This window comes from Pantoea sp. T14 (assembly GCF_036663535.1).
Lineage (GTDB): Bacteria > Pseudomonadota > Gammaproteobacteria > Enterobacterales > Enterobacteriaceae > Pantoea > Pantoea phytostimulans.
The window spans coordinates 904,714-918,034 of the sequence record NZ_JAWUEB010000027.1 but is presented as its reverse complement, the minus strand read 5'-3'; the positions used below and the strand labels follow the sequence as shown (position 1 = coordinate 918,034).

General features: G+C 47.0%; 10 protein-coding genes. 6 read left to right on the top strand and 4 right to left on the bottom strand.

Translation table 11 applies throughout. The features are described from left to right. Window positions 1-2: 2 nt before the first annotated feature. Window positions 3-650, bottom strand: coding sequence for a serine protease (locus SC127_RS22355; RefSeq protein WP_243077828.1), 648 nt, complete (start codon window positions 648-650; stop codon window positions 3-5). A 765-nt stretch (window positions 651-1,415) separates the two neighbouring features. Between SC127_RS22355 and rluB the strand changes: the two genes are divergently transcribed. Then, window positions 1,416-2,306, top strand: a complete 891-nt coding sequence (gene rluB, locus SC127_RS22350) for a 23S rRNA pseudouridine(2605) synthase RluB (protein ID WP_215846698.1) — start codon at window positions 1,416-1,418, stop codon at window positions 2,304-2,306. A 64-nt stretch (window positions 2,307-2,370) separates the two neighbouring features. On the opposite strand, the gene cobO is transcribed toward rluB, so the two are convergent. Further along, the gene (gene cobO, locus SC127_RS22345; RefSeq protein ID WP_243077829.1) at window positions 2,371-2,961 is read right to left on the bottom strand and encodes a cob(I)yrinic acid a,c-diamide adenosyltransferase; all 591 of its coding nucleotides are present in this window, start codon (window positions 2,959-2,961) and stop codon (window positions 2,371-2,373) included. Next, a complete protein-coding gene (locus SC127_RS22340; RefSeq protein ID WP_215846700.1) occupies window positions 2,961-3,722 on the bottom strand; it encodes a YciK family oxidoreductase in 762 nt (253 codons plus the stop codon). Before SC127_RS22340 ends, cobO begins: the two co-directional genes overlap by 1 nt. 175 nt (window positions 3,723-3,897) lie before the next feature. Here SC127_RS22340 and sohB point away from each other — a divergent pair, with 175 nt between their 5' ends. Beyond that, window positions 3,898-4,944 (top strand): protease SohB, encoded by a 1,047-nt coding sequence (sohB, locus tag SC127_RS22335; protein ID WP_215846701.1) that lies wholly within the window; start codon window positions 3,898-3,900, stop codon window positions 4,942-4,944. A gap of 41 nt (window positions 4,945-4,985) precedes the next feature. On the opposite strand, the gene SC127_RS22330 is transcribed toward sohB, so the two are convergent. Beyond that, window positions 4,986-5,234 carry a DUF2498 family protein gene (locus SC127_RS22330; RefSeq protein WP_215846702.1) on the bottom strand — a complete coding sequence of 83 codons (249 nt, stop codon included), beginning with the start codon at window positions 5,232-5,234 and terminating at the stop codon, window positions 4,986-4,988. A gap of 371 nt (window positions 5,235-5,605) precedes the next feature. On the opposite strand from SC127_RS22330, the gene topA reads away from it, so the two are divergent. The 4 genes from topA to acnA all read left to right on the top strand — a co-directional run bounded on the left by topA (window position 5,606) and on the right by acnA (window position 13,310). Continuing rightward, a complete protein-coding gene (gene topA, locus SC127_RS22325) occupies window positions 5,606-8,203 on the top strand; it encodes a type I DNA topoisomerase (RefSeq protein ID WP_332628200.1) in 2,598 nt (865 codons plus the stop codon). Between the two features lie 189 nt (window positions 8,204-8,392). Beyond that, window positions 8,393-9,367 carry an HTH-type transcriptional regulator CysB gene (gene cysB, locus SC127_RS22320; RefSeq protein ID WP_215846703.1) on the top strand — a complete coding sequence of 325 codons (975 nt, stop codon included), beginning with the start codon at window positions 8,393-8,395 and terminating at the stop codon, window positions 9,365-9,367. Window positions 9,368-9,861: 494 nt separating this feature from the next. Next, window positions 9,862-10,020 (top strand): YmiA family putative membrane protein, encoded by a 159-nt coding sequence (locus SC127_RS22315; protein ID WP_215846704.1) that lies wholly within the window; start codon window positions 9,862-9,864, stop codon window positions 10,018-10,020. A 608-nt stretch (window positions 10,021-10,628) separates the two neighbouring features. Beyond that, a complete protein-coding gene (gene acnA / locus SC127_RS22310) occupies window positions 10,629-13,310 on the top strand; it encodes an aconitate hydratase AcnA (protein ID WP_243077833.1) in 2,682 nt (893 codons plus the stop codon). The last annotated feature ends 11 nt before the right edge of the window (window positions 13,311-13,321 follow it).

Genomic DNA, 13,321 nt, shown 5'->3' with positions numbered 1-13,321 from the left:
CCTCAGGCACCGCGCGTCGGTGCCTGTCCAATATTTGTCTGCAGCCAATCTTTAAAATCACGGTAGGGAATATAGAGCGAAACGTCTTTAAGTATGATCTTTCCGCTGCGACCATTTTTAATGGCGTCTGTATATCCCACAATAACACCACCCAGCGTTTCATCGCGGTTATAAACACCGCCGCCAGACATCCCTTGCACCACTCCCGCATTTGAAGCCATCGCCATACAAGGACTTTTATTCCAATTATTCCGAATGGCTGTGCGCGCTAAATTAGTGCCCGTTGATTCCACAGGCAAGGCGGAAATAAAGCTGTAGCCATACATTTTTATTGAATCGCCAATATCACTGTTACGGAATTTGGCTAATGTCTTTGCGTCATTCTTGTGATAAATAATCGCAAGATCGCAATAAGGATGATAGGCCTTTACGCGTTGAACGGCATATTTCGCAACGTGTGCGGCTGTCAGGCTATATTCAGGTGTGAGGGGGATGCTGCTGCCCAAAGTGCCAAGACCAAGGATCGTCGGGATGCCGGTCACGCTCATGTCTACGTGCTGCATCGCCGTACGACTGTACTCGGTTTGGCCCACAGAACAACCGCTTAAAGCCAGCGCGACAAACGCTGGGCACAGAAACAGTTTTTTCATGGTTTTTTCTTTATTTAGGCATGTCTTTAATATCCCTGGTGAGGATTTTCGACATGCAATATCAGGTTCATCACTGAACCGTATTAACGCAACAATTCCGGATGCGCCGGTTTATTGTATTAATGAAGAAGCAAAATATTTATTAATGAAACATGAGATATAATTTAATTTTTAGGTGAATAGCGTTAATCTTTCACTCTGATTTTCTTGCTCTTCGGGGTTAAATTGTACACAGATAATAAAGCTGTACAATTCAATTAAATTAATATTAGTCAAATAAACCTGAATATCATGATTTAATTCAACCTATGGTGCATTAAGTTTGATAATTTATTTTTTATCAATATCACATGCTAGGTAAAATCAATTAAACGATACATTATGCCGTAAAGGTCTTTTTTTATGGTTTAAATGATGTATGTGAAATGCCAGTGGAGTTTAAGATACCGTTACTTATTGAGTTGTCAGTACTTTTAATTAAATCATATTGTTTAATAAATTTAATGCTCACTAAGTATAAAGTTTTCGATATTGCCGTTTTAAGCACTGCTCGAAATAGTAAATAAGTTGTGTTGAACGACGAATTACCAGGCGTGAATTATCGCCAATTAACACTATTATTAGGATGAGTGCCATCTTCATAAACCGCGTTACATCAGGGTTAAATGCCTGTATAATAGGCCAAACTTTTTAAGTTAACCTGTTGATTTAAAAAGACTTACCACCCTACCGTGACGCCTGGGAAGGCGACAATGAGGAAGCTCAATGAGCGAAAAGTTACAGAAAGTATTAGCGCGTGCCGGCCATGGTTCGCGTCGTGAAATCGAAACAATGATCGCCGCCGGACGCGTCAGCGTTGATGGCAAACTGGCTACGCTAGGCGACCGTATCGAAAACAGTAAAGCCCTTAAAATTCGCATTGATGGTCATCTGGTCTCGATTGCCGAATCCGCAACGGAAGTCTGTCGCGTCTTGGCTTATTACAAACCAGAAGGTGAACTTTGCACCCGTAGTGACCCTGAAGGTCGTCCAACTGTCTTTGATCGTTTGCCGCGACTGCGCGGTTCACGCTGGATTGCTGTTGGTCGTCTGGACGTCAATACGTGTGGATTGATGCTGTTCACGACTGATGGTGAGCTGGCAAACCGTCTGATGCATCCAAGCCGTGAAGTTGAACGTGAATACGCCGTGCGTGTATTTGGTCAGGTAGATGACGATAAAATCCGTCAGTTGAGCAAAGGCGTGCAGTTGGAAGATGGCCCAGCCGCTTTCAAAACTCTGCGCTTTGGCGGCGGTGAAGGCATTAACCAATGGTATAACGTAACGCTGACCGAAGGACGTAACCGTGAGGTACGTCGTTTATGGGAAGCGGTTGGCGTGCAGGTGAGCCGTCTGATGCGTGTGCGTTATGGTGATATTCATCTGCCGAAAAACTTGCCACGTGGCGGTTGGACCGAGCTGGATCTTCCTGCGGTCAACTACTTACGTAATTTGGTCGGTATGGATGACGAAACGGTTACCAAACTGGTTGTTGAGAAAGATCGTCGTCGTACCAAGGCTAACCAAATTCGTCGAGCCGTAAAACGTCACAGCCAGACCGGAACTGCGCAGCGTCGTCCTACCGGTGGCAAAAGCAGCAAACGAACGTCTTCTTAAGTTTCCTGTTCATCTAAACGCAGCTTAACCGCTGCGTTTTCTTTTATTACCCGCTTATTCTTTATTACCAGTCAATTCCTTGCTGCGCCTGAATACCGACATCAAAAGCGTGTTTAACCGGACGCATCTCGGTCACTGTGTCAGCCATTTCCATGAGGCTGCGATGGCAACCACGTCCTGTAATAATGACGCTTTGTTGCAAAGGACGCTGAATAAGTGCAGCAATCAGCTCCTCAAGCGGCAGGTAATCCATACTGACCATGTAAGTGATTTCATCAAGGATCACCAAATCAAGATGGCTATCTGCGAGCATGCGTTTGGCCTGTTCCCATACGGCTAAACAGGCATCGGTGTCAGCCTGACGATTTTGCGTTTCCCAGGTAAATCCGGTCGACATCACCTGAAACTCAACGCCATGTTGCTCCAGCAGATTGCGCTCGCCGTTAGGCCATTCGCCTTTTATGAACTGGATTGCGCCGACACGCTTACCGTGACCGCAAGCTCGCAATGCAGTACCAAATGCCGCCGTGGTTTTGCCTTTACCATTGCCGGTGAAAACCATCAGAATACCGCGTACCTCGGTCGCGGCGGCAATGCGTGCATCAACGTGTTCTTTTAAACGTTGCTGACGTTGCTGGTGGCGATCTTCACTCATTATTCAGCTGCTCCCGGTTTTCGGCCTGGCTGGGCATCAAAACTCATACCGGTTTTACGACGGCTATCATCACCCATCAGATAAAGATAGAGCGGCATTAAATCGGCTGGGGTTTTTAGCTTGTTGGCATCTTCCTCAGGGAAGGCGCTGGCTCGCATTTTTGTGCGCGTTCCACCCGGATTGATACAGTTCACCCGCAAGTGCTGATTTTTATATTCATCAGCCAATACTTGCATCATACCTTCAGTAGCAAACTTCGACACTGCGTAAGCACCCCAGCCGGAACGCCCGGTGCGTCCTACGCTGGACGTGGTAAAGATCAGTGAGCCTGCATCCGATTTTAACAGCAGCGGCAGCAACGCCTGTGTGAGATAAAAAGTGGCATCGACATTTATCTTCATGACTTGTTGCCAAACGTGAGGATCAAGCTCAGCCAGCGGGACAATCTCACCTAAAATACCCGCATTGTGTAATACGCCATCTAAGTGCGAAAATTGCAGTGCCAACTGTTGAGCAATATGTTGGCAATTTTCTGGCGTAGCTTGTGCCAGATCGAACACCACGCTGTGCGCGGGTCGCTTGTTTAACTGATTGATTGCCTTCTCGGTGAGCTGAAGTCGCTCAAGATTGCGTCCCAGCAGAATGACTTCCGCGCCGTAGCGCGCGTAAGTTAACGCGGCTTCACGGCCAATACCGTCAGAAGCGCCGGTGACGAGAATAATTCGATTATTGAGCAAATCGCTTTTCGGTTGATAGTGCACAGGGGAATCCTCTAGCGAAGGTCAAAGTGTTTTCGTTTTATGCCTCAATTTCATGTGATGTGCAATCATCGACAGGCGCATTCTGTGCCAGGTGCTGGCATTTCAGGCGACGCTTGGGTGTAAACAAGTTAAACTATTCTATTGTCTCTAATTCTCTGTTTAATAAGGCGACGTAATGGATCTTCTTGCAAATTATGGACTCTTTCTCGCAAAAGTTGTGACGTTGGTGATTGCCGTCGCGGCTATTGTGCTGATCATCATGAATGCGACGCTGCGCAAACGCGGTCAAAGCGGCCAGCTGCGTCTGACACATCTGGGTGATGATTATCAGCAGATGAAAGACGATGTGCAGTTAGCGAAGATGAAACCGCAAGTGCAAAAACTGTGGTTGAAAAATCATAAGAAAGCTGAGAAGCAGAAAGCAAAAGCGGAAAAGCGTGCGGCTAAGCAGGGTGAAACCGAAATCGTGAAGCCGACACTGTATGTCATCGATTTCAAAGGCAGCATGGACGCCAGCGAAGTGACTTCATTACGAGAAGAAATTTCAGCCGTGTTAGCTGTAAAACAGAGCGGTGATGAGGTGTTGTTGCGTCTGGAAAGTCCTGGCGGGGTGGTTCATGGTTATGGTTTGGCAGCGTCACAGCTGCAACGCTTGCGTGATGGTGGCCTGCGCGTTACGGCTGCTGTTGACAAAGTTGCGGCTAGCGGCGGTTACATGATGGCTTGTGTGGCCGATCGTATTGTCGCCGCGCCGTTTTCCATAATCGGTTCGATTGGCGTTGTCGCTCAAATTCCAAACTTCAATCGTCTGCTTAAACGTAACGACATTGATGTGGAATTGCATACTGCTGGCCAATACAAACGTACGCTAACGCTGTTTGGTGAGAACACCGAAGAAGGACGTGAAAAATTTCAGGAGGATCTTAATGAAACACATGTGCTGTTTAAAGATTTCGTTCATGAAATGCGTCCATCATTGAATATCGATAACGTGGCTACCGGTGAACACTGGTATGGACGCCAGGCATTAGACTTGGGTTTGATTGATGAGATTGGCACCAGTGATGATCTCATTATTCGTCAAATGGATAGCTTTAATGTACTGGGCGTTCACTACGCGCGTCGCCGCAAGATGATTGACCGCGTTACGCATAGCGCCGGTTCTGTCGCCGAGCGACTATTAATGAAGCTCTGGCAACGGGGTGAAAAGCCCTTGTTGTAAGATATAACCCGGCGAGAGCCGGGTTTTTTAATGCGGTGGTTTTACTCCAGGTGATATTGAGATGATAACGCGACCGCGAGATATTTAAACACGTTAAACACCGCCGTTGTTTTCGCTGTAGGGATCTCATTCTCATCAAGAAAAAAGGGACCGCGAAACACGAAAACCTCACCGTGCTGTACCACGTCTGTCGCTTCCATTCCGGTAAAATAATCATCATGCGCTTTGATCATTACGTTGGCTTTTTCCAGCAACGCGTGGCGTGTAATAGCCTGGGTATCGTTCTGCATTTATTCATTCCTTTTTGACAGCCTCTTAATCCTTTCTATATTACTTGCGAGCCTCACTGTTCGACAAATGGTCGCAATGACTGAAAAATTGGCGCAAATTTAGCCTGAGTGCTAATTAAGTTGCGTAACAGATTTTATCAGGTAGAGTGTGGGCGATTCAGATTTCAGGGAGATCGCACCAGGAAGTGTGATTATGTCAGGTGGAAAAAGCGATTTTAATCATAAAGTTGCATCACGCCATGTTGTCTGACCTGAGATTGATCCCGCCGCCTTGAAATGTTAAACAGGCGCAGCAATATTGAACCCGATGGGTTTTTGGGCATCAAATCCTCTCCCGTTAAGCAGGACGATTTCATTAGGTAAAGGTAAATATGGGTAAAGCACTCGTTATTGTTGAGTCCCCGGCAAAGGCCAAAACAATCAATAAATACCTCGGCAATGACTACGTGGTTAAATCCAGCGTTGGTCATATTCGAGATCTGCCGACCAGTGGTTCAACCGCTAAAAAAAGTGCTGACGCTTCGACAGATAAAAAAGTTAAAAAAGTTAAAAAAGATGAGAAAGCCGCGCTGGTTAGCCGCATGGGCGTCGATCCTTATCATGGCTGGGAAGCGGATTACCAAATTCTGCCAGGCAAAGAAAAAGTCGTCGCTGAATTAAAAGCGTTAGCAGAAAATGCAGACCACATTTATCTCGCAACTGACCTTGACCGCGAAGGGGAAGCCATTGCCTGGCACCTGCGGGAAGTGATCGGGGGAGATGACAAGCGCTTCAGCCGCGTGGTGTTCAACGAAATCACCAAGAATGCTATTCGTCAGGCTTTTGAAAAGCCGGGCGAACTCAATATTGACCGTGTAAATGCTCAGCAGGCGCGTCGTTTTATGGACCGCGTTGTGGGTTACATGGTTTCTCCCTTGTTATGGAAAAAAGTGGCGCGTGGATTATCCGCAGGCCGCGTGCAATCTGTTGCCGTTCGTCTGGTGGTTGAGCGTGAACGCGAAATCAAAGCGTTTGTGCCAGAAGAGTACTGGGAATTACAAGCCAGCCTGACCACGCCGAAAGGCGACGATCTGCCAATGGAAGTCTCGCATCATAATGACAAAGCATTCCGCCCGGTAAACCGCGAGCAGACGCATGCTGCGCTAGCGCTGCTGGAAAAAGCGCGTTATGAAATTGTGGATCGTGAAGATAAGCCGACCAGCAGCAAACCTGGCGCACCTTATATCACCTCGACATTGCAGCAGGCAGCCAGCACACGCTTGGGCTTTGGCGTCAAGAAAACCATGATGATGGCGCAGCGCCTGTATGAAGCAGGATACATCACCTATATGCGTACCGACTCAACCAACTTGAGTCAGGATGCGGTTGCTATGGCGCGTGGATATATTGAAAGCAACTTTGGCAAAAAATACATGCCGGAGTCTGCCAATACTTACGCCAGCAAAGAGAACTCGCAGGAAGCGCACGAAGCAATTCGTCCTTCTGATGTGGAAGTGATTGCAGAGCAACTTAAGGACATGGAAGCGGATGCGCAGAAGCTGTATCAGCTAATCTGGCGTCAATTCGTGGCCTGTCAGATGACGCCAGCAAAATATGATTCCACTACGCTGACAGCGGCGGCGGGTGACTATAAATTGAAGGCCAAAGGACGCACGCTGCGTTTTGACGGCTGGACAAAAGTCATGCCTGCGCTGCGCAAGAACGATGAAGATCGTACATTGCCTGCTGTTAACGTGGGCGATGTGCTCGATTTGCAACAGCTGATGCCAAGCCAGCACTTTACCAAGCCGCCAGCGCGATTTAGCGAAGCGTCCTTGGTACGTGAGCTTGAAAAGCGCGGAATCGGTCGTCCTTCCACTTATGCCTCCATCATTTCTACCATTCAGGATCGTGGTTACGTACGCGTCGAAAACCGTCGTTTCTATGCTGAAAAAATGGGTGAGATCGTTACCGATCGTCTGGAAGAGAACTTCCGTGAATTGATGAATTACGACTTCACTGCGCGCATGGAAAACAATCTTGATCAGGTTGCGAATAATCAAGCGAAGTGGAAAGCGGTGCTCGATAACTTCTTCAGTGATTTCAGCCAGCAACTTGAGCAGGCTGAAAAAGATCCTGAAGAGGGCGGCATGCAGCCTAATCAGATGGTGTTAACCAGCATTGATTGTCCAACCTGCAGCCGTCCAATGGGTATTCGTACTGCCAGCACCGGTGTATTCCTCGGCTGTTCTGGTTATGCGTTACCGCCTAAAGAGCGTTGCAAGCAGACCATCAACCTGATTCCAGAAAATGAAGTGCTCAATATTCTGGAAGGCGATGATGCGGAAACCAATGCGCTGCGTGCTCGTCGTCGTTGCCAAAAATGTGGCACGGCAATGGACAGCTACTTGATCGATAATCAGCGTAAGCTGCACGTTTGTGGTAACAATCCAGAGTGTGACGGTTACGAAATCGAGCAGGGTGAATTCCGCATTAAAGGTTATGACGGCCCGATTGTTGAATGTGAAAAATGTGGCTCTGAAATGCACCTGAAGATGGGGCGTTTCGGCAAATACATGGCTTGCACCAACGACGAGTGTAAAAACACCCGTAAGATATTACGCAACGGTGATGTTGCGCCGCCGAAAGAAGATCCGGTTCCTTTACCAGAACTGGCATGTGAAAAATCGGATGCGTATTTCGTTTTACGTGATGGTGCAGCGGGCGTTTTCCTGGCAGCAAATACCTTCCCTAAATCGCGCGAAACGCGTGCGCCGTTGGTAGAAGAGTTACAACGCTTCAGCGACCGTTTGCCTGAGAAATTGAAATACCTGGCTGAAGCCCCGGCTGCGGATCCAGAAGGCAACAAAACCATGGTGCGATTTAGCCGTAAAACTAAACAGCAATATGTCTCTTCTGAAAAAGAGGGCAAAGCTACCGGTTGGTCCGCCTTCTATATAGAAGGCAAGTGGCAAGAAGCGAAGAAGTAATCCCCTAAAAGGCCAGCGCTCGCTGGCCTTTCTCATTCCCTTATATCAATAAGTTCTACATTTGTTATCTAAATGATATAGTGGTTATAGCATTTCCGACCTTTCTGATTCCGGATATTCAGCACGCTGTTTAGGCGACTTTATGTCAGCCGGGGATGCGACTCTGTAGCTTACTGGGATAGAACATATATGAAATTACAGCAGTTGCGCTATATCGTTGAAGTGGTTAATCATAATTTAAACGTATCCTCGACCGCGGAAGGCCTTTACACCTCGCAACCTGGCATCAGTAAACAAGTGCGCATGCTAGAAGATGAGTTAGGGGTACAGATTTTTGCCCGTAGCGGAAAGCATCTCACTCAGGTTACCCCTGCTGGCGAAGAGATTATCCGCATCGCTCGAGAAGTCTTATCAAAAGTAGATGCGATTAAATCTGTGGCGGGTGAACACACCTGGCCCGATAAAGGATCGCTTTACGTAGCTACGACACACACTCAGGCTCGTTATGCTTTGCCCGGCGTTATTAAAGGGTTTATAGAACGTTACCCGCGCGTATCGCTGCATATGCATCAAGGTTCACCGACTCAAATTGCAGAAGCCGTTTCGAAAGGGAATGCAGATTTTGCTATTGCTACTGAAGCGCTGCATTTGTACGACGACCTGATCATGTTGCCTTGTTACCACTGGAACCGCGCAATTGTTGTTACGCCTGATCATCCCTTAGCGGGCAAAGCACAGGTTACGATTCAAGAGCTGGCAGATTTTCCGCTTGTTACCTATACCTTTGGCTTTACTGGGCGCTCTGAACTTGATACCGCTTTTAACCGTGCGGGATTAACACCACGGATCGTTTTCACTGCAACCGATGCTGATGTGATTAAAACCTACGTTAGATTAGGATTAGGCGTGGGTGTCATTGCCAGTATGGCGGTTGATCCGGTGTCAGATCCTGACCTTGTAAGGATTGAGGCTGCGGAAATATTCACCAATAGCACAACCAAAATTGGTTTCCGACGAAGCACCTTTCTGAGGAGTTATATGTATGATTTCATTCAACGTTTTGCGCCACATTTGACTCGTGATGTGGTGGATGCCGCGGTTGCATTACGTTCTAATGACGATATTGAAGCGATGTTTAAAGACATAAAGTTACCGTTTAAATAATCACCGCACTGATTAATTTTTTTTAAGGCTGCCTTTGGCAGCCTTTTTTATTGCTAGTTGTTAGCGCCAGATGAAGATGGATAAGTTTCATTATTTTTTTGTAAATGAAACATCGATCACATGTTTCTTTATTGATGTTCATTAATTGCGAATCAGTACACATTTTTAACCATACCGCTTTGCGGCACGCCAGGATTATTCCCATACTCCAGTTATGACTTGATGTGGAAGCGCTTTTAATAAGGGTTTTAAATTTATACATTAGCTTTAACTGGTACTAATTCCATTTTAAGCCAAATTTTTGCTGTAATTGTTTAATAATAAAAGAGGGGAGAAGTTAATGATTACTTAAGTTTTTTAGTTATTTTGATAAATAGCGTTAATCGTTGTACTCAATAAAAATAACTGGATTTTTGGTCTTAACGAGTTTAGGATTCGTCCTAATTCTTCATCGGTGTTATCAATCATTTTATTGAGAGTGATTATCAAAAACTATGAATACGAGAATAACTGTACAACCGGATTTTCCGGCTAAAAGCACCAAGGTTGAGCGTTCTGGCAATACTCGTCGCAAAGCTTGGTTGACCATTTTTGCTGCTTCCGCACTGTTCTGGGTAGTTGTAGCATTAACGATCTGGCGTATGTGGGGCTAAGCCATGTGGGCAAATACACTCAGCCATAAACGTTCTTTGACCGCGCGCCAGCACAAACCTTCTGGCTGTAAGTCAAAAGAGGCTGGCGCGAAGCAGGAATTTGCATCAATCCCAGACTCTTGGGAGTTGAGTGACACCCAACGCCATTTCATCGAGTCTTTCATGGACCCGAAAGCGAAATAATATTTAAGAAGTAAGTAATTTATTACTTAGTGAAAATCTTTTCTTACCGGTTATTCCGGCGGGCACTTTAAAAGCCCAGTCTTTATCACACTCAGTTTAAAAAGTTTTCATCCTTTTCAGGGATGATTTCATGACTTTTTGCGCCAATTTTCAGTGAGGAGTGAATTTATGAATATGATAAAAATGTCTTGGTTCAGTGCTTACGCCTTCTCATTTGCGTTTTGGTCTGCGGCTGTATGGATCGCACTATAATTTGAATTAAATCACCTCTTTCTGATGCCTCGTGTCCTGCACGGGGCATTTTCGTTTGCGTTTGATTGTAGCAAATCGTGTTGTAATCAAAACGTTAACGAAATTGTGGTCTATCTTTAACATAAACCTTGTTTTCACTGAGGTTTAAAGATCACGATTATAAAGGAGGAACTATGTCGTTTACCCTACGCGAGCAGAGTCAGGAAACACTGCAGGTCGACAATCAAACCTATCATTTTTTTAGTCTGCCCCTCGCTGCTCAACACCTCGGCAACATTGATCGCCTTCCTAAGTCTATGAAAGTGTTGCTTGAAAACCTGTTACGTTGGCAGGATGGAGACTCTGTTACGGCAGAAGATATCCAGGCGCTGGTTGATTGGCAAAAAGATGCACATGCCGATCGCGAAATTGCTTATCGTCCTGCGCGTGTGCTCATGCAAGATTTTACCGGCGTGCCTGCTGTTGTGGATTTAGCCGCCATGCGAGAAGCGGTAAACCGCCTCGGTGGTGATGTCGCAAAAGTTAATCCGCTTTCCCCTGTAGATTTAGTCATTGACCATTCCGTCACGGTTGACCATTTTGGCGATGATGATGCGTTTGAAGAGAACGTTCGTTTGGAAATGGAGCGCAATCATGAACGTTACGTTTTCCTGCGCTGGGGGCAAAAAGCCTTTGATAAATTCCGCGTTGTCCCGCCAGGAACAGGTATTTGCCATCAGGTTAATCTTGAATATCTTGGCAAATCTATCTGGCATGAAAATCTGAACGGAAAAGAGTATGCCTGGCCCGATACTTTAGTCGGTACTGATTCGCACACCACCATGATCAATGCGCTGGGCGTATTAGGCTGGGGTGTGGGAGGGATCGAAGCTGAAGCGGCCATGCTCGGACAGCCGGTTTCCATGTTGATCCCTGATGTTGTCGGCTTTAAATTAACCGGTAAATTACGTCCTGGCATCACTGCCACAGACTTGGTATTAACTGTCACGCAGATGCTACGCAAACATGGCGTAGTGGGTAAGTTTGTTGAATTCTACGGTGATGGATTAGCTGATTTGCCGCTGGCTGACCGCGCAACTATTGCCAATATGGCACCAGAATATGGCGCAACCTGCGGTTTCTTTCCCATTGATGAAGTGACATTAAGCTACATGACGCTAACCGGTCGCGAAGCCGATCAGGTGGCGTTGGTTGAAGCCTATGCAAAACAGCAGGGTATGTGGCGTAACCCTGGCGATGAACCTATTTTTACCAGCACGCTAGCGCTGGATATGAATGAGGTCGAATCGAGCCTGGCGGGTCCTAAGCGTCCTCAGGATCGCGTCTCTCTGGGAGATGTTCCCGCTGCATTTGATGCCAGCAATGAACTTGAAGTCAATCAGGCACAAAAACCGCACAAGATTATTAATTACACGGACAGTGAAACCGGCTTAAGTCATGAGCTTACCGACGGCGCGGTTGTGATCAGCGCAATAACGTCATGTACTAATACTTCTAATCCAAGTGTTCTTATGGCGGCCGGTTTATTAGCTAAAAAAGCTGTTGAGCGCGGCCTCAAGCGCCAGCCGTGGGTTAAAGCGTCCCTGGCACCGGGTTCGAAAGTGGTTTCAGATTATCTGGCGGTGGCGCAGTTGACGCCTTCTTTGGATAAGCTTGGCTTTAATTTGGTGGGTTACGGCTGCACGACTTGCATCGGTAACTCAGGCCCGTTGCCTGATGAGATTGAATCTGCCATTAAAGAGGGTGATTTAACCGTTGGCGCGGTGCTTTCTGGTAATCGTAACTTTGAAGGCCGTATTCATCCGCTGATCAAAACGAACTGGTTGGCCTCACCGCCGTTGGTGGTGGCGTATGCGTTGGCTGGAAACATGAAAATCAATCTGCAAACCGATCCGCTTGGTCACGATCACACCGGGCAGCCGGTTTATCTCAAAGATATCTGGCCATCACCGGAAGAAATTGCTACTGCTGTTCAGCAAGTTACCAGTGACATGTTCCATAAAGAGTATGCCGAAGTGTTCGATGGCACACCGGAGTGGCAGGAGATAAAAGTCAGCGAAGCGGCCACCTATGACTGGGATGAAGGCTCGACCTATATTCGGCTTTCACCTTTCTTTGATGATATGGAGAAAGAACCCAAGCCGGTTAAAGACATCAAAGGCGCACGCGTGCTGGCAATGTTAGGTGATTCGGTGACAACCGACCATATCTCTCCAGCAGGTAGCATTAAAGCGGAAAGCCCAGCAGGACGCTACTTGATGTCGCATGGTGTAGAACGCAATGACTTTAACTCTTACGGTTCGCGTCGTGGTAACCATGAAGTAATGATGCGCGGCACCTTTGCAAATATCCGTATTCGTAATGAGATGGTGCCCGGCGTTGAAGGGGGTTACACCAAACATCATCCGAGTGGCGAAGTGTTAGCGATTTACGATGCGGCGATGAAATACCAAGCCGAAGGTGTTCCCTTAGCGGTGATTGCGGGTAAAGAGTATGGATCGGGATCAAGCCGTGACTGGGCAGCCAAAGGGCCTCGTTTACAAGGCGTGCGCGTGGTGATTTCGGAGTCATTTGAGCGAATTCACCGTTCAAATCTGATCGGTATGGGAATTTTGCCGCTGGAATTTCCACCGGATACCACGCGTAAAACGTTAGGTCTGACCGGGGAAGAGTTGATTGACGTTGAAAATCTGGATCAATTGCAGCCCGGCTGCACGGTGAAAGTGACCTTAACGCGCGCTGACGGTAGCAAGGAGCTGCTGGAAACGCGGTGCCGTATTGATACAGGTAATGAGTTAACCTATTACCGAAATGACGGCATCTTGCACTACGTGATACGCAACATGCTTAACTGATAAAAAAGCCG